This is a genomic window from Pantoea sp. SIMBA_079 (assembly GCF_046940275.1).
Lineage (GTDB): Bacteria > Pseudomonadota > Gammaproteobacteria > Enterobacterales > Enterobacteriaceae > Pantoea > Pantoea borealis.
This window is the reverse complement of sequence record NZ_JAWRYR010000001.1, coordinates 700,482-723,172: the sequence shown is the minus strand read 5'-3', so window position 1 is coordinate 723,172 and position 22,691 is coordinate 700,482. Positions and strand designations below refer to the sequence as shown.

At 58.2% G+C, this 22,691-nt stretch carries 20 protein-coding genes; 10 read left to right on the top strand and 10 right to left on the bottom strand.

Going from position 1 to position 22,691, the window contains the following annotated elements; all coding sequences use genetic code 11:
* Nucleotides 1-12 precede the first annotated feature (12 nt).
* From SB719_RS03545 to SB719_RS03525, 5 genes are all read left to right on the top strand, one after another.
* The gene (locus tag SB719_RS03545; RefSeq protein WP_412158890.1) at nt 13-1,254 is read left to right on the top strand and encodes an MFS transporter; all 1,242 of its coding nucleotides are present in this window, start codon (nt 13-15) and stop codon (nt 1,252-1,254) included.
* A 147-nt stretch (nt 1,255-1,401) separates the two neighbouring features.
* Nucleotides 1,402-1,653, top strand: coding sequence for a hypothetical protein (locus tag SB719_RS03540; protein ID WP_065649335.1), 252 nt, complete (start codon nt 1,402-1,404; stop codon nt 1,651-1,653).
* Between the two features lie 244 nt (nt 1,654-1,897).
* Nucleotides 1,898-3,082: a sugar transporter gene (locus SB719_RS03535; RefSeq protein WP_293005291.1), complete on the top strand. Its 1,185-nt coding sequence runs from the start codon at nt 1,898-1,900 to the stop codon at nt 3,080-3,082.
* Between the two features lie 120 nt (nt 3,083-3,202).
* Nucleotides 3,203-3,526 carry a hypothetical protein gene (locus tag SB719_RS03530; RefSeq protein ID WP_314688640.1) on the top strand — a complete coding sequence of 108 codons (324 nt, stop codon included), beginning with the start codon at nt 3,203-3,205 and terminating at the stop codon, nt 3,524-3,526.
* Between the two features lie 12 nt (nt 3,527-3,538).
* The gene (locus tag SB719_RS03525) at nt 3,539-3,637 is read left to right on the top strand and encodes a YoaK family small membrane protein (RefSeq protein ID WP_139074195.1); all 99 of its coding nucleotides are present in this window, start codon (nt 3,539-3,541) and stop codon (nt 3,635-3,637) included.
* Nucleotides 3,638-3,687: 50 nt separating this feature from the next.
* Here SB719_RS03525 and SB719_RS03520 read toward each other — a convergent pair whose 3' ends face one another.
* Entirely contained in the window at nt 3,688-4,962 is a 1,275-nt protein-coding gene (locus SB719_RS03520) for an MFS transporter (RefSeq protein WP_065649333.1), read from the bottom strand.
* Nucleotides 4,959-6,380, bottom strand: coding sequence for a M20 family metallopeptidase (locus tag SB719_RS03515; RefSeq protein WP_304231848.1), 1,422 nt, complete (start codon nt 6,378-6,380; stop codon nt 4,959-4,961). The genes SB719_RS03520 and SB719_RS03515 overlap by 4 nt, the downstream gene beginning before the upstream one ends.
* Before the next feature lie 146 nt (nt 6,381-6,526).
* Between SB719_RS03515 and SB719_RS03510 the strand changes: the two genes are divergently transcribed.
* Nucleotides 6,527-7,441, top strand: coding sequence for a LysR family transcriptional regulator (locus tag SB719_RS03510; protein WP_293005297.1), 915 nt, complete (start codon nt 6,527-6,529; stop codon nt 7,439-7,441).
* On the opposite strand, the gene SB719_RS03505 is transcribed toward SB719_RS03510, so the two are convergent.
* Nucleotides 7,431-9,017: an ABC transporter substrate-binding protein gene (locus tag SB719_RS03505; protein WP_412158914.1), complete on the bottom strand. Its 1,587-nt coding sequence runs from the start codon at nt 9,015-9,017 to the stop codon at nt 7,431-7,433. The genes SB719_RS03510 and SB719_RS03505 overlap by 11 nt on opposite strands.
* Before the next feature lie 124 nt (nt 9,018-9,141).
* On the opposite strand from SB719_RS03505, the gene pepT reads away from it, so the two are divergent.
* The gene (pepT, locus tag SB719_RS03500) at nt 9,142-10,374 is read left to right on the top strand and encodes a peptidase T (protein WP_412158889.1); all 1,233 of its coding nucleotides are present in this window, start codon (nt 9,142-9,144) and stop codon (nt 10,372-10,374) included.
* Between the two features lie 33 nt (nt 10,375-10,407).
* Here the strand turns inward: pepT and SB719_RS03495 are convergent, their stop codons facing one another.
* Together SB719_RS03495 and SB719_RS03490 are read right to left on the bottom strand one after the other, a co-directional pair.
* Entirely contained in the window at nt 10,408-11,193 is a 786-nt protein-coding gene (locus tag SB719_RS03495; RefSeq protein WP_412158888.1) for a transporter substrate-binding domain-containing protein, read from the bottom strand.
* A gap of 13 nt (nt 11,194-11,206) precedes the next feature.
* The gene (locus SB719_RS03490; protein ID WP_065649328.1) at nt 11,207-12,373 is read right to left on the bottom strand and encodes a methionine aminotransferase; all 1,167 of its coding nucleotides are present in this window, start codon (nt 12,371-12,373) and stop codon (nt 11,207-11,209) included.
* A gap of 128 nt (nt 12,374-12,501) precedes the next feature.
* Here SB719_RS03490 and SB719_RS03485 point away from each other — a divergent pair, with 128 nt between their 5' ends.
* A complete protein-coding gene (locus SB719_RS03485; RefSeq protein WP_304231835.1) occupies nt 12,502-13,344 on the top strand; it encodes a LysR substrate-binding domain-containing protein in 843 nt (280 codons plus the stop codon).
* Here the strand turns inward: SB719_RS03485 and SB719_RS03480 are convergent.
* The 4 genes from SB719_RS03480 to SB719_RS03465 all read right to left on the bottom strand — a co-directional run bounded on the left by SB719_RS03480 (nt 13,341) and on the right by SB719_RS03465 (nt 19,819).
* The gene (locus SB719_RS03480) at nt 13,341-15,011 is read right to left on the bottom strand and encodes a methyl-accepting chemotaxis protein (RefSeq protein WP_412158887.1); all 1,671 of its coding nucleotides are present in this window, start codon (nt 15,009-15,011) and stop codon (nt 13,341-13,343) included. The two genes, SB719_RS03485 and SB719_RS03480, sit on opposite strands and share 4 nt — an antisense overlap.
* Nucleotides 15,012-15,168: 157 nt before the next feature.
* A complete protein-coding gene (locus SB719_RS03475) occupies nt 15,169-16,692 on the bottom strand; it encodes a carboxylesterase/lipase family protein (protein WP_304231831.1) in 1,524 nt (507 codons plus the stop codon).
* A gap of 360 nt (nt 16,693-17,052) precedes the next feature.
* On the bottom strand, nt 17,053-18,396 hold the full coding sequence (locus SB719_RS03470; protein WP_304231829.1) for a VOC family protein: 1,344 nt from the start codon (nt 18,394-18,396) through the stop codon (nt 17,053-17,055).
* 88 nt (nt 18,397-18,484) lie between these two features.
* On the bottom strand, nt 18,485-19,819 hold the full coding sequence (locus SB719_RS03465) for an MFS transporter (RefSeq protein WP_304231826.1): 1,335 nt from the start codon (nt 19,817-19,819) through the stop codon (nt 18,485-18,487).
* Nucleotides 19,820-20,139: 320 nt separating this feature from the next.
* Here SB719_RS03465 and SB719_RS03460 point away from each other — a divergent pair, with 320 nt between their 5' ends.
* Complete coding sequence (locus SB719_RS03460; RefSeq protein ID WP_065649322.1) at nt 20,140-21,060, top strand: LysR substrate-binding domain-containing protein; 921 nt, start codon at nt 20,140-20,142, stop codon at nt 21,058-21,060.
* On the opposite strand, the gene smrA is transcribed toward SB719_RS03460, so the two are convergent.
* Nucleotides 21,057-21,620, bottom strand: a complete 564-nt coding sequence (gene smrA / locus SB719_RS03455; RefSeq protein WP_314689803.1) for a DNA endonuclease SmrA — start codon at nt 21,618-21,620, stop codon at nt 21,057-21,059. The two genes, SB719_RS03460 and smrA, sit on opposite strands and share 4 nt — an antisense overlap.
* Before the next feature lie 251 nt (nt 21,621-21,871).
* On the opposite strand from smrA, the gene SB719_RS03450 reads away from it, so the two are divergent.
* Nucleotides 21,872-22,624 (top strand): FNR family transcription factor, encoded by a 753-nt coding sequence (locus SB719_RS03450; protein WP_065649320.1) that lies wholly within the window; start codon nt 21,872-21,874, stop codon nt 22,622-22,624.
* Nucleotides 22,625-22,691 lie beyond the last annotated feature (67 nt).

Sequence of the window (22,691 nt, the reverse complement as noted above, 5' to 3'; positions counted from 1 at the left end):
CAAGGACACCCTGTGAGCCGCCTTACCTCGCTGTTCGTGCGTGACAATCCCGATTTCACTGCCGGCGCCGCCACCTCCCGCATCGGGCGTGAATCGCCGCAGTTCCTGCCGGTAACGCTGGCGCTGTTTTCTGCCGGCCTGGCCACCTTTGCGCTGCTCTATTGTGTTCAGCCTATTCTGCCAGTTCTGTCTCAGCAATTCGGCATCACGCCGGCACAAAGCAGTATTTCGCTGTCGCTCTCTACCGGTTTAATGGCGCTGGGTCTGCTGTTTACCGGTCCGCTATCAGACGCTATCGGCCGTAAGCCGGTAATGGTGACGGCGCTGATGCTGGGGGCGTTATGTACGCTGTTATCGGCCATGATGCACAGCTGGCACGCCATTCTGCTGATGCGTGCGCTGATCGGCCTGTCGCTCAGCGGCGTGGCCGCCGTCGGTATGACTTACCTCAGTGAAGAGATGCACCCCCGGGTGGTGGCTTTTTCTATGGGGCTCTATATCAGCGGTAACTCTATTGGCGGCATGAGCGGGCGCCTGCTCACCGGGGTCATCACCGATTTTTTTTCATGGCGTATCGCCATTGGTGTCGTGGGTTGCTGCTCGCTGGCGGCGGCACTGATGTTCTGGAAAATCCTGCCCGCTTCACGTCACTTTCGCCCCGCCTCGCTCCGTCCGCGTCATCTGATGATCAACTTCCGCCTGCACTGGCGCGACGGCGGGCTGCCGCTGCTGTTTGCAGAAGCGTTTCTGCTGATGGGCGCGTTTGTCACCCTGTTTAACTATATTGGCTACAGGCTGCTGGGAGCACCGTGGGCTCTCAGCCAGGCGGTAGTGGGATTACTGTCGCTGGTTTATCTCACCGGCTCCTGGAGTTCCCCCAAAGCAGGGGCCATGACCAGCCGCTTTGGGCGCGGGCCGGTCATGCTGAGCGCTATTGCCATTATGCTGGCCGGGCTGCTGCTGACGCTGGCACCCGCCTTATGGATAATCATTCCTGGTATGATGCTCTTTACCGCCGGTTTTTTTGCCGCACACGCCGTGGCCAGCGGCTGGGTGGGCACGCGCGCCCGGCGCGCCAGAGGCCAGGCCTCTTCGCTTTATCTGTTCAGCTACTATGCGGGATCCAGTCTGGCCGGTACGGCCGGCGGCCTGTTCTGGCACCGTTACGGCTGGCCGGGCGTCACGCTGTTTATTACGCTGCTATTACTTCTGGCGCTGCTCACCGGCTATCTGCTGTTGCGTCGCCGTCTCTGATCCGCTTTTATAGCCGGGCGAAGCGTCCCGGCTCCGTTTTTACCGCCTTTCTCCAGGTCCACCTGAAACAAAACTGCAATTCATCGTTATAATCTTTTCTATTCCAATAATAGTAAGACGTTTTTTTTTACAGCAATGAGGTGGTTAATGGCGCTTTTTTATTATGTCGATAAACATGCCGGTTATAACGACAATCATGTGGTGCACGCAAAAGGCTGCCCGTTCCTGCCAGCCGACCCTGCCCGGCGCTTTCTTGGCACCTTTTATGCCCCGAACGCCGCCATTCAGCAGGCGCGTAAATTTTACCCGGGCGCCATGGGCTGCGAGCAGTGCTGTCCGGTGGGCGTAAAAAAAAACCTGAATCACTGCAATAGCGTGGCCCTGAAACATATGGTGTGACTCTGATAATTCTGGTCTGAAGTGATGCTGCCATGAAAAGAGCGTTATGCCGTCGCTCTGGCAGCCCTGCGCCACACTCGCTTTCCCGCCTGCGGCTGATGCCGGTTATAAACAGAGGAATAAAAAAGCCTTAGCAGGTTTCCATCTGCCGGTTCATCAGCCACAATAGAGTTAATTTGTGACGCAGATCACCTTCGAGGCGTCTCTGCTCCCGTTAACCTGCTGTCTGACTAATTTGAACTTCATGCAAACTTCTACCGTTTCCCGTAAAACAGCCTGGCTACGCGTTGTCCTGCTGGCCATTGCGGCGTTTGTCTTTAACACCACTGAATTTGTCCCGGTGGGCCTGCTTTCCGATATTGCAGCAAGCTTTTCGATGAAAACGGCCGATGTGGGTATCATGCTTACCATTTATGCCTGGGTAGTGGCGCTGCTGTCCCTGCCGCTGATGCTGCTGACGCGTAACGTTGAGCGGCGTCTGCTGCTGGCGGTTCTGTTTATTCTCTTTACCGGCAGCCATGTGCTTTCTGCATTTGCATGGGACTTCCGCTCTCTGGTGGTTTCCCGTATCGGCATTGCGCTGTCGCACGCTGTGTTCTGGTCGATCACCGCCTCGCTTGCCATCCGGGTGGCCCCGGCAGGTAAGAAAACGCAGGCGCTCAGTATGCTTGCGACCGGAACCGCACTGGCAATGGTGCTGGGGGTTCCCATCGGGCGCGTGATCGGACAGTACCTCGGCTGGCGCACAACATTTGGCATGATTGGCCTCTCGGCGCTGGTGCTGATGATCCTGCTGGTGCGCGTATTACCGCGTCTGCCAAGCGAACATACCGGCTCACTCAGCAGCGTGCCAATGCTGTTCCGCCGTCCGGCGCTGGTCACGATGTATCTGCTGGTAACGCTGGTGGTCACGGCACATTACACCGCTTACAGCTATATTGAGCCCTTTATGCAGGTCGTGGCGAACGCAGATGCCAATTTTACCACCCTGCTGCTGCTGCTGTTCGGCTCTGCGGGTATTCTCGGCAGTATTCTGTTCAGTACGCTGGGTAACCGCTTCCCCTCCGCGCTGTTAATCGCTGCCATTGCGCTGATCACGCTGTGTATGGGGCTGCTGATCTTTGCTGCGGTGCGCCCGACCGCCATTATTACCCTCTGTATTATCTGGGGCATGGCGATGATGATGATCGGTCTGGCGATGCAGGTTCGCGTGTTGTCACTGGCCCCGGACGCCACTGATGTCGCGATGTCGCTCTTCTCCGGAATTTATAATATCGGTATCGGAGCCGGTGCGCTGCTCGGCAGCCAGGTCAGCCAGCATCTGCAGCTTTCGGATGTGGGCAACGTCGGAGCGCTGATAGGGCTCTTCTCGCTGTTCTGGTGCGTGGCGATTTTCCGCCGCTATCCGCAGTTACGCTCAAATGGCTAGCTGACTGACCGGCAGCAGCAGGGACGCACGCTGCCGGATCCCGCTTTTATACACATCACGCCTCGCATCCTGTCCGTTTTGCCCTTTATAATCGGGCTGACACTCTTCGCAGGGACTGTTATGAACAGTAAACGATTAACGCTGATTCTGTCGCGCGCCGTCAGCCAGGTCATGCTGGACGATATCCGGGCGATTGTGCCAGCCGCTGCGCTGAGCGTTTTTATCAATACGCTGGATGACACCCGCTATGCAACGGTTGATTGCCTTCAGAACGAAGAGAACTGTGCGCTGCTGGCATCTGCGATTGTGGTCTGGCGTCAGCTCGGGCACATTCAGCACATTGATTACTATAAAGGCGATCGCCTGCGGCAGATCGCGGGTGCCACGCAGTTTGAACTGTTCAGCATAATGAAAACGCATCGCGCGCTGTTCAGGCTCGCTTAATAAGGATTGGCTATGAAGATTGGTTTACTGTTTCCCATTGCTATTATCGTTGCCGGCGTAACGTTTCTGGCCTGGTTTATCGCCAGCGGCGCAGCCATGCCGGGATCGTAAACGACACTGCGGCGCCGCGGGCAAAGCCAGGCAAAAATGTGGCAACGGCGTTAACGTATATGCTTCTGGCTGAAGAGTAAGGCTGCCCCGCTCAGCAGCGACATCGCCATCAGATAATAGCCCGGTGCCAGGCTGGTTCCCGTCCAGCTGATCAGCAAAGTACAGATCAGGGGCGCGAAGCCGCCAAAAACCGTAACGGCAATGTTATAGCTGATCGCCATACCGCTGGCGCGCGTGCCCGCAGGAAAGAGATCGGCCATCACCGAGGGCACCACAGAGAAGTAGACCGACTTCAGCAGCGCCATCCAGCAGACCAGCAGAATCAGCGTGACCGGCGTGGTATGGTTCGCTAACAGCCGGAACGCCGGCCAGATAGTGACCATTAACAGTATCAGCGATCCCCACATCAGCGGCGCCCGGCCAATGCGCTCGGCCCATAGCCCCATCAGCGGTGTCATCAGCGTCAGGATCACCCCGCCCAGCAGCGTAGCGGTGAAGGCCACGGTGCCTGACAGATGCAGATTTTTCGTCGCCCAGGTCGGCACATAGTTCAGCATGTAGTTGACCGCAGTTGAGATCACCATCAGGCCAATGGCCAGCAGCATCAGCTGCTTCTGACGCCCGAACAGGCGTTTCAGCGGTGCGGGCTCCGGCGGGCGGTCCGCAAAGCTTGCGGGTTCATGCACATGGCGTCGGATATAAAGGCCCAGCGGGCCAATCAGCAGCCCAAAGGCAAACGGAATACGCCAGCCCCACGCCTGCATTTCACTTTCGGTCAGCAGCTGCGTCAGACCCAGACCAAACGCCGAGGCCATCAGCGTACTGGCTCCCTGGGTTGCGAACTGCCAGCTGGCGATAAAGGCTTTACGCTCAGGATAGTGCTCAACCAGAAAGGCCGTTGAGCTGCCAAATTCGCCGCCAGCTGAAAACCCCTGAATCAGCCGCGCGGCCAGGATCAGCAGCGGGGCCAGCAACCCGATGTGCGCGTAGCCCGGCATAAAAGTAATGATCGCCCCGCCCAGCATCATCAGATTAATTGAGAGCAGCAGCGCCCGCTTGCGTCCGTGACGATCGGCGTAGTTACCCAGCACGATTGCCCCCAGCGGGCGGATCAGAAAGGAGACGCCAAAACTGCCAAAGGTCAGCAGCAGCGAAACCGCCGGATCGCTGACCGGAAAAAAGGTATGGGCGATATAGCTCGCAAAAAATCCATACACCGCAATATCAAACCACTCCAGTGCATTGCCGATGCAGGTGGCAAACAGCGTTTTATGCAGCGCAGGTTTGCTCTCCGCAAGCGTTACGGCCGGGTTCAGGCTGCTCATTGCGCTTCTCCTGCTCTGGCACGATGCCGGGCGATGAGTGCGTCGCCCCGCTCGCCCAGATCCCACAGCAGCGCGGTCATGATCTGCAACCCTTCACGCGCGACCGGCGTCAGCAGATGCTCATTGACGCCATGCTGTCCGCAGGCCGGATAGGAGTGCGGCACCCAGAGCGTCGGCAAACCCAGAATATCTGCAAACACATCATTGGGCAGCGATCCGCCCAGGTTCGGCAGCAATGCCGGAGGCTGTTCACACAGCGTCGCCATCGTGTCCAGCACCCACTCCACCAGCGGATCGGTCGGATCAAACCGGGTAGCAGGCGATCCGTGCAGCACCTCAACCTCAACGTCGGTAAATCCGGCGGCGGCGAGATGGGCAGTCACGTGCTCCCCCAGCCGCTGCCAGTCGGTACCCACCACGAAGCGCAGCTGGCACACCGCAGTGGCGCTGGCGGGAATGGCATTCATCGGCCGCGCCGGGTTGCCGGTGATAAAGGTCAGCACCTCCATCGTGTTCCAGCCATAGAGGCGCTCGGCAGGCGTCAGCCCCGGTTCCCCCCAGTCGCGCGCCAGCGCCGGATCGCCCGGCATGCCGCCCACGCGGATGCTGCTCAGGATCGCACGCACTTCTGGCGTCAGCGAATCAGGCTTCAGCGCGGCGACCTGCAGTTCGCCTCTGGCGCCGATCAGCGCGGCAATCGCATGGGCCAGTCGGGTGCCAGGGTTACTCAGCAACCCGCCCCAGTTACCGGAGTGGCAGGCGTTTTCGCGTGCGTTAAGGGTGAGGCGAAAGTTCACCGCGCCGCGTGAACCGAGAAACAGCGTCGGACGGGGTGCGCTGACGCGCGGTCCGTCTGACGCGATAAACAGATCGGCTTTCAGCAGCGCAGCCTGTTCCCGGCACAGCTCCGCCAGCCCGGGTGAGCTGATCTCCTCACCCATTTCAAACAGCAGCTTGCAGTTAAAGCCGAGCCGCCCGCCGCGTGCCTGCCATACCTGCTCCAGCGCCGCCAGATTAATGCAGTGCTGGCCTTTATTATCGGCGCTGCCGCGCGCATACCAGCGTTCACCTTCAGCCGTCAGCTGCCACGGCTCCAGACCGGCACGCCAGTTTTCGTCGTCACCAAAGACCACATCACCATGGCCATAGCTCAGCAGCGTGGGCAGCGCTGCATCTTCCATACGTACGGCTACCAGGAACGGCGGCTTGTCTGCCAGCGGATTCGCGATAAAGTGCAGCTCAAAGCCCAGGGCGCTCAGCTGCGGGCCTATCTCCTCGCGCAAATAATGCGCCAGCTGCGGCGCACGATCCGGCCGCTGACTCTCCGTACGCAGCGCCACGCGTCTTGCCAGCAGCTGCTGAAACTCACCGCTGTCGAAATAGCGCAGCGCGGCGGATATCGCCCGATCTCGTGTCATGTTTGCATCTCTGTTTTGTATTATTGTGCTGACATCTTTACGAAATGACTGCTTTGCCACAATGATCAATTTATCGAGTATGCTTTGCTTTCAGAGCAACGCCTGCCTGCCCGTTTCTGAGGCATGCACTATCATGAGGCACGTTGATGTTAAGCACTGAACTCCGCTATTTTCTGATGGTTGCCCGGGAAGGATCGCTCAGCGCCGCCAGCGCGCAGCTCTATGTGGCTGTATCTGCCATCAGCCGGCAGATACAGCGGCTGGAAGCAGAAGTAGGCACGCCACTGTTTCAGCGTCACGCGCGCGGGATGGTACTGACAGAGGCAGGCGAAATTTTTGCGCATCACGTTCGCAAAACGCAGCTCGATATGGAGTATGCCCTGGCAGAAATCAACGGATTACGCGCTATACGTCGCACGCTGATCCGTGTCGCCTGTACCGATGGACTGGCGTTCAGCCTGCTGCCGGCGCTGATCGCCGCCTTTCGTGCCGAGTATCCCGCAACGCTGTTTGAGGTACAGGTGGCAGACGCCCAGGGCGTGGCAGAGCAGCTGCGTCAGGGGGCATGCGATATCGCGCTGCAGTTCAGTCTGCGTGCTGAACAGGGGGTGGAGGTTATCGGCTCCTGGCCTGCGCCGGTATTGCTGCTGATGCAGCAGCAGCACCCGCTGGCTGCAGCACCGGCTATTACGCTGGCGCAGCTCAGCCACTATCCGCTGGCGCTGCCGCAGCAAAACACCACCGTACGCCAGCTGTTTGAACTGGCGAGTCATATGAGCGGCCAGCTGATTGAACCGGTGTTAACCTGCGACAACTTCTCAGCGCTGTTTAACTTTCTGCTGCAGACGCCGCAGGCGGTGACCATCTGCAGCGCGTTTACCGTGCGCGGCCAGACCGGGCGGCATCAGCTGGCCCTGCGGAGTATCAATATCGAGCAGCTCAGCCAGCGTACGCTTCAGCTGCAGGCACAGTCAGGGCGGCCCCGCAGCGCCGCCCTGTCTCTGTTCCTGACTTTTCTTCAGCAGCAGCTGAGCGCAGACGATCCCGCGCTTACTGCTTGATATCGACCGGATAGAAGTTGTGCTTGCCAAACGGATCGACCTGATAGCCGCTGACCGACTTGCGCACCGGTTCAAAAATCGTTGAGTGAGCGATCATTACCGCCGGCATCTGGTCATGCATCATCTGCTGCGCTTCCTGATAGAGCGCCACGCGCCGGTCATGATTCTGCTCTGCCCGCGCGGCGGTAATGATCTTTTCAAACGGCTGATAGCACCACTTTGAGGAGTTGGAGCCGCCGTTTGCTGAAGTGCAGCTGTAAAGCGGGCCAAAGAAGTTGTCCGGATCGCCGGTGGCGGTGGTCCATCCCATTAGCGCCGCCTGATGCTCACCGCCCTTCACCCGTTTGAGATATTCGCCCCACTCATAGCTGACGACGGTGGCTTTAATGCCCACCTGCGCCCAGTCAGCCTGAATCATCTCGGCCATGCGCCGCGCGTTCGGATTATAGGGGCGCTGCACCGGCATCGCCCACAGCGCAATCTCAGTGCCGGGTTTGATGCCCGCCTCCTGCAGCAGCGCTTTAGCCCGTTGCGGATCGTATGCGTAATCTTTCAGCTGCTGATCGGCGCTCCAGACGCCCGGCGGCAGAATATTTTTCGCCACCGTGCCGGTGCCTTTGAAGATGGCGTCAATAATCGCCTGTTTATTAATGGCCATTGCCAGCGCCTGGCGCACTTTCACATTATCCAGCGGCGCTTTCGTCGTGTTAAACGAGAGAAAACCGGTGTTCAGGCCCGATTTCTGCTCCAGCGTCAGGTCGGGGTTGTTGCGCATCTTATCGAGATCGGCCGGATTCGGAAACGGCATGACCTGGCACTCATTCTTCTCCAGCTTCGCCAGACGTACCGAAGCGTCCGGCGTGATCGAGAACACCAGCCGATCCAGTTTCGCTTTGCCCTGCCAGTAAGCCGGGAACGCCTTATACAGAATGCGTGAATCTTTCTGATACTGCACCAGCTCAAACGGGCCGGTGCCGATCGGCTGCATATCCACCTTTTCCGGCGTGCCGGCTTTCAGCATCCTGTCAGCATACTCGGCTGAATGAATGGAGGCGAAATACCAGGCCAGATCGGCGAGAAAAGGCGCTTCCGGATGCGCCAGCGTGATACGCACGGTGTAATCATCTACGCGGTCAATGGCGGTGATCAGTTTTGCCAGCTCCAGGCTCTCAAAGTTGGCGTAATTGCCGCCAGAGACCGTGTGATAGGGATTTTTTGCATCCATCTGCCGCATAAAGGAAAATATTACGTCATCCGCGTTGAAGTCGCGTCCTGGCGTGAAGAGCTTGTTGCTGTGAAACTTCACGCCCTTGCGCAGATGGAAAGTATAAACCCGGCCATCGGGGCTGATCTCCCAGCGCTCTGCCAGCGCAGGCTGCAGATCGGTGGTGCCGGGCCGGAAATCCACCAGCCGGTCAAACAGCGGCACGGCGCTGGCATCCACGCTGGTGCCGGAGGTATACAGCTGCGGGTTAAAGTTTTCCGGCGATCCTTCTGAACAGTAAACCAGCGTCTTCGCTGACACACCGCCCGCTACAGCCACACCCAGCAGGCTCAGCGCCAGTTTGCTCATCATCATTTTCATGCTGTTTCTCGCTTTTTATTGACTTATGTTGGTCTGCATCGCTATTTATTTCATTGATAACATGTTTTCACCGTCAGGCGTATCACCTGCGGTCCGTTACTGATAAGGAATTGTGATGACAGACAAGCTTGCCCGGGAACTGACCCAACGGTTTTATCGTTATCTGGCGGTCTCCAGCCAGAGCGATGCGAAATCCGCTACCCTGCCCAGTACGCCTTCTCAGCATGAGATGGCTGCACTGCTGGCACAGGAGTTGCGCGATATGGGGCTGCAGCAGGTTGAGATTGACCCGCACGCCACCGTAACCGCCGTGAAGCCCGGCAACACGCCAGGCGCGCCACGCATCGGTTTTATTACCCATATCGATACCGTGGATGTGGGCCTCTCGCCCGATATTCACCCGCAGACGCTGACGTTTACCGGCGACGATCTCTGCCTTAATGCTGAGCAGCAAATCTGGCTGCGCGTGGCGGAACACCCGGAGATCCTGCCTTACCGCGGCCAGGAGATTATTTTCAGCGACGGCACCAGCGTGCTGGGCGCAGACAACAAAGCAGCGGTGAGCGTGGTGATGACGCTGATGGCGAATCTGCAGGGCGCGCACGGTGATGTGGTGGTGGCGTTTGTTCCGGACGAAGAGATTGGGCTGCGCGGTGCAAAAGCGCTGGATCTGGAACAGCGCTTTAACGTGGATTTTGCCTGGACCATCGACTGCTGTGAGCTGGGGGAAGTGGTCTATGAGTGCTTCAACGGGGCCAGCGCTGAACTGGTGTTCACCGGCGTGCCGGCGCATCCGATGTCAGGCAAAGGAGTGCTGGTTAATCCGCTGCTGATGGCGCATGACTTTATCAGCTGTTTTGACCGTCAGGCGACCCCGGAACACACTGAGGGACGTGAAGGCTATATCTGGTTTAATGAGATGCAGGCGAACGCCAGTCAGGCGGTACTGAAAGCCTCTATTCGTGATTTCGATCTGCAGGGGTTTGCCGCGAAGAAACAGCAGCTGGCGACGATTGCTGAACAGATCACTGCCCGCTATCCCACCGGCAAAGTTTCGCTGACTATCAGCGATATTTACAGCAATATCAGCAATGCGATTGGCGAAGATCGCCGCGCGATTGATCTGCTGTTTGCCGCGCTGGCGCAGGCTGGCGTCACGCCGAAAGTGATCCCGATGCGCGGTGGCACCGATGGCTCTGCTCTGTCAGCGAAAGGGTTGCTGACGCCTAACTTCTTTACCGGCGCGCATAATTTTCACTCGCGCTTTGAGTTTCTGCCGATCCCTTCGTTTGTAAAATCGTATCAGGTCGCGGAAGCGCTCTGCGCGCTGGCTGCTAAACCGGTCTGACGGGGCGCAGGCATTGCGCCTGCACCCTCTTCATCAGGGCTGTTTACTGGCGGTCACGTCGATGCCGGGGAAGTATTTGGCTGCCAGCCGGGTCACGGTACCGTCTGCCTGCACCGTGCTGATAGCCTCATCCAGCGCCGTTTTCAGCTGGCTGTCGCCTTTGCGCAGCCCATAACCGATGCCGGTGCCCAGGATGGCGTCATCCTCAACCGGTCCGCCGGCAAAGGCAAACCCTTTTCCCTGCGGCTTATCGAGAAAGCCGGACTGCCCGGCAGCGGACATTACCAGCGTGCCGTCCAGACGACCGGCGACCATATCGTTATAAACCTGATTCTGATCCTGATAGGAGGTGACGGTAACCCCCTGAGGTTCCCAGTGCTTTTTCGCATAGGTTTCCTGAATAGAGCCCTGCAGCACGCCGACAGATTTGCCTTTCAGCGCCTCCGCGGTGGGCTGCAGCTTTTCGCCCGCTTTCACAATCAGCATGCTGGGGATGCGGTATATCGGTTTAGTGAAATCGATGCTTTTTGCCCGCGCTTCGGTGATATTCATGGCGGAGTTGATCGCATCAAATTTTTTCGCCTGCAGCGCCGGGATCAGCGCGTCGAAGCTGCTCTCCACCCAGCTGCAGCTGAAATGGCCGGTTTTACAGATGGCGTTACCCAGCTCTATATCAAAGCCTTCCAGCTCACCGTGCGCATTGCGGCTCTCAAACGGCGGGTATTGTGACTCCACGCCATAGCGCAGACTGGTCTGAGCCAGCGTCTGTGCCGATGTGATCATGCCCAGTGCAATAAACAGCGCGTTCAGTTTTTTCATTATATGTCCTCTTTTACCCTGTAACCCGACAGAGCGCAGCCGCGCCCGCCTCAAGTGTGGCGTCATCTTTTGCAAACGAAAGACGAATTAATTGGTTATCGGTGCCATCTGAATAAAACGCTGAGAGCGGAATGGTCGCCACGCCGTAATCAACGATGAGACGTTTTACCATTTCGCTGTCGCTCTCGTCACTGAAATCGCGAAAGCTCGCCAGCATAAAAAAGGATCCGCTGGCAGGCAGCAGCCTGAACGGTGACGCCTGCAGCAGCGTGGCCAGCCGATCGCGCTTTGCCTGATAGAGCGCAGCAAGCTGCAGATAGTGTTCCGGCTGCGAGAGGTAGCGGGCAAATCCCACCTGCATGGGTGTATCTGCCGCATACATCATGAACTGATGGATCTTGACGATTTCTGCCATGATCGCGGCCGGTGCCAGCGCGTAGCCAACCCGCCAGCCGGTGACGTGAAAGGTTTTGCCGAACGACGAGACGATAACGCTGCGCTGCGCCAGCTCCGGATGCGTCGCCATACCGCAATGCTGCCGACCGTCAAACAGAACATGCTCATACACCTCATCTGACAGCACGATGATGCCGGTGTTGCGCGTCAGCTGCGCCAGCGCGCTGAGATCGGCAGGCGTCAGCACCTGACCTGTCGGATTATGCGGTGTGTTGATGATAATCATGCGGGTACGGGAGGAGAGACTGGCGCGCACCGCCTCCCAGTTAATGGCAAAATCGGGCTGCTGCAGCTTTATTCCCACCGGTGTGGCACCCTGCAACCGCACGACCGGCGCATAGCTGTCAAATGCCGGCTCGAAAAAAATCACCTCATCGCCTGCGTGCACCAGGGCTGAAATCGCCATATAGAGCCCCTGGCTGGCGCTGCCGGTGATCAGCACTTCACTGTCAGGGTCATAATGCTGGCCATAAAGCGTCTGCACTTTTTCCGCCAGCGCATTTTTCAGCGCCGGCAGGCCGGTCATCGGCGCGTATTGATTGTGGCCGTCGCGCATCGCCTGCGCCACCTGCTCCACCAGCAGCGGATCGCAGGGAAAATTGGGCGCCCCCTGCGACAGATTAATCGCCTGATGGCGGGCCGAGAGCTGACCAATCACGCTAAAAATCGTGGTGCCCACATCAGGCTGTTTTGAGTGAAGGGAAACTGGCGTGGTGATGCTCATGGCTGCGGCCTCGCTGACTGACAGAGTAAGATGAATAGATCAGATCGTTATTCAACGCACAGCGCCTTGAGGCGACAAGCGAATTGTCGTCATAATAGCCATGAGAAAATTGCATAGCTGAGGATGTTATGGCGTGTTCTGCACCCCCACTGAATGCGATCAACGCGTTTCTGGTTACGGCCCGCTGTCTTAATCTGACGCACGCGGCGCGCGAGCTGTGCCTGACGCAGAGTGCGGTAAGCCGTAAAATCGCTGCGCTGGAAAACTGGCTGGGCTTTGCGCTGTTTCAGCGCCATGCGCGGGGCCTGCGACTGACTGAGCGCGGCGCGGCGCTGCTGCCGGAACTGCAACAGAGCTATCAGCAGCTGCTGACGGTAACGGAACGGGCGCGCCAGCCGTCGCAGACGCTGCGGCTAAAAGCGCCCAGCTGCATTATGCGCTGGCTGCTCCCCCGTCTGATTGCGTTCGAACAGCGCTATCCGGCGACGCATGTTGCGCTGACCACGACCCATGAACATGTTTCTCAGCTGGAGGAGTTTGATGCGGCGATTGTTTACGGGCCGCCGCCGCCTGATGCGCTGCGGCTGTTCGATGAGCGTCTGACGCCGGTGCTGGCTGCCGGAATGACGATCCCGCAGCGACCTGAAGAGATGAGCGCGCTGACGTTTCTGCACCCGACGCCTGACCGGCGTGACTGGCAGCACTGGCTGCAGCAGCAGCGGGTTAACCTGGTGATGCAGCGTAATCAGCATTTTGCCACCATGGATCTCGCTATCAGTGCGGCAATACAGGGGTTTGGTATTACGGTAGCGGATATCACGCTTATCGAAAGCGATCTGCTGGCGCAGCGGCTGGTGACGCCGTTCCCCGGCAGCGTGGCAACCGGGGCAGCGTATAGTTTACTGCAGCGTCAGGATGCGCGCACCCCGCCGCTGCTCACTGAACTGGTGTCGTGGCTCAGCGCGTCCTAAAACGCGACCCACTCCTCACTGGCCGCGGGTTTCCCCGCCGGGGCAGCTCCAGCCAGCGCCGGACGACGCAGCGGAGCAGCGGAAACCGGCGGCGCATGATGAACCGGCGCACCCGCGGAGAGACGGAAACGCGCGACGGAGAGCTGCAGCGCTTCCGTCTGCCGTTCGAGCGCGCTCGCCGCCGCTGAGACCTGCTCAACCAGCGAGGCGTTCTGCTGCGTCACGCTGTCCATCTCCGTAACCGCGGTGCCGACCTGCGAAATCCCTTTGCTCTGCTCTTCGGAGGCCGCGGCGATCTGCTTCATAATTTCGCTGACATCCTGTACGGACGTCAGGATCTGATCCATCGTGGTGCCGGCGCTGCTCACCAGCGCAGACCCTTTGTCCACCCGCTCCACCGAGTCGGCAATCAGGCTGGCAATCTCTTTCGCTGCTCCGGCACTGCGCTGCGCCAGATTACGCACCTCGCTGGCCACCACGGCAAAACCGCGGCCCTGCTCACCGGCACGCGCCGCTTCGACGGCCGCATTAAGCGCCAGGATATTGGTCTGGAAAGCGATGCTGTTGATGACGCTGGTGATTTCAGCAATTTTTTTCGAGCTGCCGGAAATGCCCTGCATCGTGGTAACAACATCGCCCACCAGCTGCCCTCCCTGCCGGGCCGTTCCGGTTGCGGTTTCTGCCAGCGCGCTGGCCTGACGGGCATTATCAGCGTTGAATTTCACCGTAGCGGTAAGTTGCTCCATGCTGGCGGCAGTCTGTTCCAGCGCGGCCGCCTGCTCTTCGGTGCGCGAAGAGAGGTCATTGTTGCCGGCAGAGATTTCCGACGCGCCGCGATAGATATTTTCTGTACCGCTGCGGATGGCGCTGACGGCCTCACGCAGACTCTCCTGCATGGCGCGCAGCAGCGGTATCAGTTTGCCCACGCAGTTGCGGCCTGCATCCTCCATTGGCTGACTGAGATCGCCCTGCGCAATCAGCGTAAAGTGATCGCGGATGCGCTCCAGCGGTTTAACCAGCGTGCTCACCAGATACCGGTCGGTAAAGAGCAGGATCAGCAGACCTGCCACCACCGCAATAACAATAATGACTTTGGTGACGCCGGTCAGCCGGTCTACCGTAACCCGTGTTGCATCCAGTTTACTGCCGGCAGACTGATTGAAGGTTTCGGCAGTGGCACCAAATGCGCGACTCAGCGCCGGCGTCACGCCGGTCGCCTGCGCTTTATACGCCTCCGGCGTACCCTGTTTTGCCAGCGCGACCTGCGGCGCAATCCCCTCATCCAGCAGTTTCTGCCAGCTGTTAATCACATCCTCTGCCGTTGCCGGATCCATCGGACCGGGCGCCATCGCTTTGAACTGTTCCAGCTGCGCTTTCATGCTGCTCAGCGCCTGCTCAACGGGAGCAAAAGCCTCTGCGCTGATCGCCACGTCTGCTGTACGGCTCTCCATGACGCGCGACAGACGCGTTACTACCCGAAAATATTGATCGTTGCCTTTGCTCAGCACCGTCATCTGATTCACCAGCTGGCGATCGACCTCATTGCCTTTCCCCAGCGCATTCAATGCGTAAACGCTGAATAAGCCGACGCCGCACCACAACAGGCAAAACAGCCCGAGCAGCGTCAGCAATACCGCGCGAATCGTAAAATTTTTAAAAATACCCATACCTGTTCCCCTGGATTGATACGCGTTATCGCCCGATAAAATCGGGCATATCGGGGTTATCGGCAGCAGGCAGGGAAAATGTAACCGTTTTGTAAATTAAACCAGCGTCAGCATCCGGGCGAAAACAGCGCACTGACAGGCCAGTTTGAAGGGAGGATCACAAGCGTACGTGGCTGCGCATCATCAGCCGGAACAGGCGCAGACGGCGGCGCATAAAGCGTGTTTTTAACACCGTGACCGCACGGCCCTGCTCGCCAAACGCGAGCGTGACATCTTCACCCTCACGCCAGACGGGCCACTCAGTTGCATTACGACCGCGCAGGCAATAGCTGAATTCAGTAGCATCTCTGGCAAACGCCAGCCAGTACGCGCTCACCTCTGCAGCCAGGGTTTTGTCAGCGGCGGTGTAAGGACGATTGTCGGTCGGGAGCAGCGTCTCCAGCGTGTTAAACACATAGGGAATTTCGTTACCGTGCCAGGCACCGTGCGGATAGAGATCGCGCGCATTTTCAGAAACATAATCGAACCAGTAGCGCCAGACAGGCATGCCCTTACCGGACTGCGACTGCGCCACCAGCAGCGGCATAACCGTAAAGGCCATATCGCGCGCCACCGCGCGTCCCAGTAGCGCATCATCATGAATGTCGTATAACCATTTCAGCAGGCGATAGGTGAAGCGGTTCTTTTTGCGCATCTGCCGCAGCACGCCGCGCGCGTCTACGCCAAAGTAGTCGAGCACGCTGGCTTCATCGCTGTTGCTGCCAATCATCAGCGGCACACGATGCTGCCGGCCGGCGATAAAGGTGTCGAGCATCGGCATTGGCAGCACGGCATCCCCGCTGATCGCAACCGGCCCGGGCGCCAGCGGCTGCGTCAGCGACCAGAATGCATCGCCAGGCAGCGCGCGCAGCTGTTCTGCCGTTGCCTCCGGTGGCAGTCCGAAATGGGCTGCCACCTCTGTTCCCTTTTGCCTCGCCTGCTGCTGCGTCAGGTCAGGCAGGCTGTAGCTGCTCTGAACGATGCCTTTGTGAAACAGCCCTTCTGCCAGCGGTGAGCAGCAGAGAGAGAGCACGCTGCGTGCACCGGATGATTCGCCAAACAGCGTGATATTGTGGCGATTACCGCCAAAAGCAGGAATATTGCGCTGGATCCACTGCAGCGCGGCAATCTGATCAAGCAGCGCAAAGTTGTTAACCGTTGCGCCCGCGGCATACTGCGCATCCAGCGCCGGATGTGAGAAAAAGCCAAGATGGCCCAGCCGGTAGTTAAGGGTGACCACTACTACGCCCTGCGCAGCCAGCGCGCTGCCCTGATAGGGATCCAGGCTGCCAGCGCCGAGCGTAAAACCGCCTCCGTGCAGCCAGACCATCACCGGCAGCGGTGCGCCAGGCGCCGGGTCAGGGGTCCAGATATTAAGATATAAGCAATCTTCACTGAATGTACCCGGATCGCCGCCGCCAACACCCATGCAGTATTCGCGGCTCTGCCAGCTGGCGGCGCCCCATGCGGTGGCGTCGCGCACGTTTTGCCAGGGGGTTACCGGCTGAGGCGGCCGCCACCGTAGCGCGCCTGTTGGCGGTGCAGCATAAGGTATCCCTTTGAAAACATAGATATCATTATCCATCAGGCCGCGAAGTTCGCCTTCTGCTGTCTTGATCCTCAGACGCGGTTCATTTTTCATGTCGGGTTCCCTGATAAAGCATCCCTCATTATTTGCAGCGACCTGATAAATGTCTATGTTCTTAATGCATTTGCAGATTATGCCGAAACATGACCCGGATCACTGAATGAGATCATCAAATATTTTGGCTTACTCTCCGCAGGTTATCTGGTCTATTGTGACAGCTGAATCTGGCAGGTCAGATGAGTTACCTTCTGAACTGGCAGGTTTGATGGAGTACCGTGCTTACATCGGGGAAAAAGCGTAACCATTTTGAAGGGTGTCGCTAAGCAGAAGCGTGTCCGCATATGCGCCTGCAATAATGATAAAAAAAATCGCCGGCTGCTGAAATCATTGCTGATTTCGCTGACCGGCTCTCTGTCAGCCCTCATTAATTCCGCAGCGTGTCAGACTGCGCTGCTGCATCTGCGCATAGAGCGCCATCTCATCCTGCACGGCCGCACCCAGCGCCGCCTCAAACTCTGCCTGACTGGCGTGACCCGCTTCGCGCGTTGTTACCGCATTGCCAAGATTAGACTGGAAGATGCCCGCCGCGCTTACCGGCAGAAAATCTTCATATACGATAGGTTCTGCCTGCAGCCGGCCAGCCTGCAGCAGGGCTGACACGCTTTCGCCGGCACGCGGGGGCTGCTGTTCACCGCGCTCCGTCAGGCGATAGCGGAACCAGGCGAGCTGCTGCTCGCGCAGCGTTTCTTCATCATCGGGGAAATCCCGAAACAGTTCACCAAGACGCTGCTGATGCTGCACATTATCGCTGCCGGAGCCAGCAGCAGCCAGCAGCCGATCATACAGTGCCCGTCCGGCCGGAGTCAGCGCCGCGCCGCGCTGCTCAATCTCGCCAAAACGCGCCGTGTGTGTGCCAGGCGTACCGTCACTGAAATGCACCGCCTCTTCCAGCGCCCTGAAGCTGGTTTGCCGCAGCAGTATCGGCACCCGGCGCAGCGGCGGGCCTTCTATCAGGATTTTTGGCTCAATGCCGCGCGCTGGCATCAGCGCCTGAACGCGATCGATATCCAGCGTACGCGGCGTCAGATGATTAATATGGCAGCCGCGGAAGCAGACAACATCGGCGATCAGCCGGTGCTGCTGGCTCAGAGCATGATAGGTTTTGCTGTCAACCGTGGTATGCGCATGCCAGCGGAACGTTTCCAGCGCCTCGCTGACGAAGGCTGCAGCATCTCTGGCATTCAGGCCACCCTGCTCCTGATGACGCTGAATGAGCCTGCGGCAGCCGGGCGTGAAGATGTCACGCGCCCCGAGTATCGCCATCGCGCGGGCGTGCAGCGCCGGATCGTCAATCAGCTCAGGGCGCAGCAGCGAGGTGAAAACACGAAACGGATTACGCCGCAGCGCCGCCTCACTGACGGGCCGGAAAGCGGTGGAGTGAACCGGTACGCCCGCCTGCGAGAGATCGTAGTAGCCTACCGGCTCCATGCCCATTACCGCAAACATCTGCCGCAGCACGGATAACTCGGCGGCCGTTCCGACCCGGATAGCGCCATGACGCTCAACGCTCAGCCGCGCCAGCTCATCCGCTGCCGCCAGCCGATCCTTCAGCGCGGGATTCGCTTCCAGCGTGCGTTCATTGACCGCGCTGACCAGCTGCGTCAGCACGCCATACTGCGGCACTTCCTGCTGATACATGGCCGACATGGCCTGTGAAAATAGCGTACGGATCGCGTCAGAGCTGAGAAAATTTTCCATAACAGGGGTCCTGAGCCGGAACAGTGCTGTTACTCTAAATCAAGGCACGCAGCGCAGGTAAAATTTTCCCTGAAGTGTGATCGCCCTGTCACTCCGCGCCGGGTTTCGGGTCAGCAACGCGGTATTTGAGCACCAGCATCAGGGTTGTCAGCGCGGCCGGTATCGCCAGCAGCAGGAAAATCTGGCTGAATGCCCAGCCCAGCGCGAGCAACTCTGCGCCGGCAAACGCGCTGAGAATCGCACCAATGCGGCCAACGCCATGCATCCAGCTTGAGCCGGTTGCGCGGGCATGCGTGGGATAGAAGTGTGCAGAGAGCGCGTTCATTCCGGTATTGGCGCCGTTAAAGCAGAAGCCGCTACAGAACGCGATGGCGCTCATTAATCCAACCTGGGCCGGAGAGAAGCCCAGTGCAACAATCGCAATGCCACCGCAGAAGTAGATCGCCGCCAACGCCAGACTGGCGTTCATGCGGTCCATCAGCCAGCCGGCAAACAGCGAGCCCAGCGTGCCGCCAGCCTGATACATGGCGGTGACAATTGCGGCCTCAGTCAACGACATCCCCAGCGTGTTAATCAGCGACGGCAGCCAGCTGCCAATGAGGTAGACCAGAAACAGCCCCATAAAGTAGCCGCCCCAGAGCATCAGGCTGCCAAACAGATAAGAGTCTGATACTACTGTGGCTATCGCGCCACGCCGCACAGTAGCAACCTCACTGGCGTGATAGTGGCTGCCTGGCGCCACCTCTCCGGGCAGCATGCGGTCAACGATCGCGTGTATACGTGCCGCCGGCGCGCGCTGATGAATCAGAAAGCGCACCGATTCCGGCAGGCCGCACATCAGCCAGGGCAGCACCAGCAGCGGCAGAACACCGCCCATCAGTAATACCGCGTGCCAGCTATAACGCGGCAGCAGCCAGGACGCCGCGAATCCTCCCGCCGCTGCGCCAAAGGTGAAACCGCAAAATACCACAGTAATGATAAACGATCGGCGACGTTCGGGTGCATATTCCGCCACCAGCGTCCCGACGTTAGGCATGGCGGCACCAAGTCCCAGTCCGGTGAGGAAGCGGAACAGCATCATCTGCTCTGCGTTCTGCGCCAGCGCGGTGGCCAGTGTCCAGAGTCCAAAAAAGAGCACGCTTAGCAGGATCATAATGCGGCGCCCGTAGCGATCGGCCAGCGGCCCGGCCACCATCGCTCCCAGTGCCAGACCAATCAACGCAGCGCTGATCACCATGCCCAGCTGATGGTTCGTTACGCCCCAGCTGGCTTTTAGCGCTGGCGCAATGAATCCCATCAGCGCAATATCCATACCGTCCAGCGCAACAATGACAAAACAGAGCGCGATAAGCCGTTTCTGCCAGCGGCTCAGCGCATGACGGTTGATTAACTGGCGGACATCTACGGCTTCGGCGCTGGTCACGGTTCAACTCCTGCTGTTCAGCAAAAAGGTCATCAGTTTTGGTAAAAAAAATGGCGAATATGATAGCCCATCGTTAACCCTGCTTCGCACAATTTTTTTACATCTAACAAGATCCGTCCAGAGGCAGAACAATTTAACCCTCTGATAAGAAATGCTTTTGCAGAGGGCGATCTCTATTCTGAGGGTGGCAGAGCGTAAAAACAACAGCTCAGGACAGGGCACCGATGAAAAGACTTTTGTTAAATTCATTTTGCAATTAAGTTAACAGAACGCATTTTTGCTGGTTGCTCTCGCCAGCCCTTACGGATTACGTTGACCACATGGATAAAAATATGGTTTTCAGCCAGCGCATTCGTCTGCGCCATCTGCACGCTTTTGTGGCTGTCGCGCAACAGGGCACGCTGGGGCGCGCTGCAGAGACGCTCAGCCTGAGCCAGCCGGCACTCTCCAAAACGCTGAATGAGCTTGAGGAACTGGCAGGTACGCGCCTGCTGGATCGCGGACGTTCAGGTGCGCAGCTGACCACGGCGGGCGAACAGTTTCTGGTTTATGCAGTTAAAGTGCTGGATGCGCTGAACCATGCTGCACAGAGCTTTAATGCACCGGCACCGGGACGGCCGGTTATTATCCGGCTGGGCGCGCTTACCACGGCGGCAATGGGCATGCTACCGCAGATTCTGGACCGCTTTCATGAGCAGCAGCCAAACACCACTGTGCAGGTGGCTACGCTGCACAACAACGTGCTGCTGGCCGGGCTGCGCGCCGGTGAATTTGATGTCGGCATTGGCCGCATGGCAAGCAGTGAGATGATGGCGGGTTTAAGCTATGAGCTGCTGTTTCTGGAGTCGCTGAAGCTGGTGGTCAGGCCGGAGCACCCGCTGTTAAGTGACAACGTCACCCTATCCCGCGCCATGCAGTGGCCGGTGGTTATCTCGCCGGAAGGCACGGCACCACGGCGTATCGCCCAGCACATGCTGGATGAGCAGAGCTGCAGTTTACCTCCGGACTGCGTTGAAACCTCTTCGACCTCCCTTGCCCGCCAGCTGGCCCTGCGCTACGACTATGTCTGGTTTGTCCCTTCTGGTGCGGTAAAGGAAGATCTTGAACATCACGCCCTGCAGGCACTGCCGCTTGTCTCACCCGGCCCCGGTGAACCGGTGGGTATTATCACCCGCAGTGGCTATCCGCTCAGCCTCAGTGCCGAGGTGCTGATTGCCACTATCCGCAAATTTCACCATTAACGGCTGCGCTTGGCGTGCCGCTCGCGGTTGTCGAGTCGCGCCTGCTCCGTTTTGCGCAAACTGACGTAAAGTGCGCCCGCACCGCCGTGCTGCGGCTGTGCGGTACAGAAGCTCAGCACGTCGTCAAACTGCTGCAGCCAGCGCGCCAGATAGCTGCGCACAATGTTGGCATGCGACTCATCATTACGTCCTTTACCATGAATAATCAGCAGATTACGTAATCCCTGTCTGTGTGCTTCCTGCATAAAACTAAACAGTGACTGGCGGCAGGTCTCCACCGGCTGACGCAGCAGGTTCAGGCTGGCCTCCAGCGGATATTTGCCCAGGCGCACTTTATCCAGTACACCCTGCTGAATACCTTCTGCCCGGTATTCCAGCGGCGATGTGAGCGGAACGATCTCCAGAAAACCGCGCGTGAGAAAGTTATCTGCACTTTCCGGCGGCACAGCCCGTGGCGCTTTCGTTGAAGGTGCGCGCAGCCATTGCGTATTGGCACAATCTTTCAGGGGCGTGACATCACCCATGGCATCGCGGAACAGGTCTTCATCATCAAGGTTCATCATGTTTTCCCATACCCGATTAAGCATATGCGCGCGGCATACTGATTAAACTGAAGAATAGCAAAGGTTGCCGTGCAGGGTAAAAGGTCTGAACAGCAGACATCAGGTGCAATTGCGTCGCGCGGGTAAAATCAGGCAGGCGAATACCCAGTTTTTGTAAGGTTTTTGTGCCAGATCCAGCCTGCGCGCATTCACAGCAGGAAGAAAAATGGTAAAATTGATGACAGTCAATAATCATCGAGCGTACAGATATGATCCAGGATAAACGCAGCATTCGACGTATTCAGTCTGGCGGATGTGCGATCCACTGTCAGGATTGCAGCATCAGCCAGTTGTGTATTCCTTTCACACTGAATGAGCATGAGCTTGATCAGCTGGATAACATCATCGAACGTAAAAAGCCGATTCAGAAAGGCCAGATGTTATTCAAGGCGGGCGACGAGCTGAAGTCGCTGTATGCCATACGCTCCGGCACTATCAAGAGTTATACCATTACGGAACAGGGTGACGAGCAGATCACCGGCTTTCATCTGGCGGGTGACCTGGTGGGGTTTGATGCCATCGTCAGCGCCCGTCATCCGGGCTTTGCGCAGGCGCTGGAAACCGCCATGGTCTGTGAAATCCCTTTTGAGACGCTGGACGATCTGTCAGGTAAAATGCCGGCCCTGCGTCAGCAAATGATGCGCCTGATGAGCGGTGAGATCAAAGGTGACCAGGATATGATCATGCTCCTCTCCAGGAAAAATGCTGAAGAGCGTCTGGCCGCCTTTATCTGGAATCTCTCGCGGCGCTTTGGACAGCGTGGCTTTTCACAGCGCGAGTTCCGGCTGACCATGACGCGTGGTGATATTGGTAACTATCTGGGACTGACGGTTGAAACCATCAGTCGTCTGCTGGGTCGTTTTCAAAAAAGCGGCATGCTGGCCGTTAAAGGCAAATATATCACTATTGAGGATCACGCCCTGCTCTCTGAGCTGGCGGGTCAGGCCGCTCAACCCGCCTGAGGCATTGCCGGGTCAGTAATTGTTATTTTATTGATCCGGCTACACCTTTTCCACTTCTGCGCGCCCG

What these genes read in the sequence shown, in the direction of transcription:
- SB719_RS03540 (WP_065649335.1), top strand. Translation starts at nt 1,402, where the DNA reads ATGGCGCTTTTTTATTATGTCGATAAACATGCCGGTTATAACGACAAT.
- SB719_RS03535 (WP_293005291.1), top strand. Translation starts at nt 1,898, where the DNA reads ATGCAAACTTCTACCGTTTCCCGTAAAACAGCCTGGCTACGCGTTGTC.
- SB719_RS03530 (WP_314688640.1), top strand. Translation starts at nt 3,203, where the DNA reads ATGAACAGTAAACGATTAACGCTGATTCTGTCGCGCGCCGTCAGCCAG.
- SB719_RS03525 (WP_139074195.1), top strand. Translation starts at nt 3,539, where the DNA reads ATGAAGATTGGTTTACTGTTTCCCATTGCTATTATCGTTGCCGGCGTA.
- SB719_RS03520 (WP_065649333.1), bottom strand. Translation starts at nt 4,962, where the DNA reads ATGAGCAGCCTGAACCCGGCCGTAACGCTTGCGGAGAGCAAACCTGCG.
- SB719_RS03515 (WP_304231848.1), bottom strand. Translation starts at nt 6,380, where the DNA reads ATGACACGAGATCGGGCGATATCCGCCGCGCTGCGCTATTTCGACAGC.
- SB719_RS03510 (WP_293005297.1), top strand. Translation starts at nt 6,527, where the DNA reads ATGTTAAGCACTGAACTCCGCTATTTTCTGATGGTTGCCCGGGAAGGA.
- SB719_RS03505 (WP_412158914.1), bottom strand. Translation starts at nt 9,017, where the DNA reads ATGATGAGCAAACTGGCGCTGAGCCTGCTGGGTGTGGCTGTAGCGGGC.
- pepT (WP_412158889.1), top strand. Translation starts at nt 9,142, where the DNA reads ATGACAGACAAGCTTGCCCGGGAACTGACCCAACGGTTTTATCGTTAT.
- SB719_RS03495 (WP_412158888.1), bottom strand. Translation starts at nt 11,193, where the DNA reads ATGAAAAAACTGAACGCGCTGTTTATTGCACTGGGCATGATCACATCG.
- SB719_RS03490 (WP_065649328.1), bottom strand. Translation starts at nt 12,373, where the DNA reads ATGAGCATCACCACGCCAGTTTCCCTTCACTCAAAACAGCCTGATGTG.
- SB719_RS03485 (WP_304231835.1), top strand. Translation starts at nt 12,502, where the DNA reads ATGGCGTGTTCTGCACCCCCACTGAATGCGATCAACGCGTTTCTGGTT.
- SB719_RS03480 (WP_412158887.1), bottom strand. Translation starts at nt 15,011, where the DNA reads ATGGGTATTTTTAAAAATTTTACGATTCGCGCGGTATTGCTGACGCTG.
- SB719_RS03475 (WP_304231831.1), bottom strand. Translation starts at nt 16,692, where the DNA reads ATGAAAAATGAACCGCGTCTGAGGATCAAGACAGCAGAAGGCGAACTT.
- SB719_RS03470 (WP_304231829.1), bottom strand. Translation starts at nt 18,396, where the DNA reads ATGGAAAATTTTCTCAGCTCTGACGCGATCCGTACGCTATTTTCACAG.
- SB719_RS03460 (WP_065649322.1), top strand. Translation starts at nt 20,140, where the DNA reads ATGGATAAAAATATGGTTTTCAGCCAGCGCATTCGTCTGCGCCATCTG.
- smrA (WP_314689803.1), bottom strand. Translation starts at nt 21,620, where the DNA reads ATGAACCTTGATGATGAAGACCTGTTCCGCGATGCCATGGGTGATGTC.
- SB719_RS03450 (WP_065649320.1), top strand. Translation starts at nt 21,872, where the DNA reads ATGATCCAGGATAAACGCAGCATTCGACGTATTCAGTCTGGCGGATGT.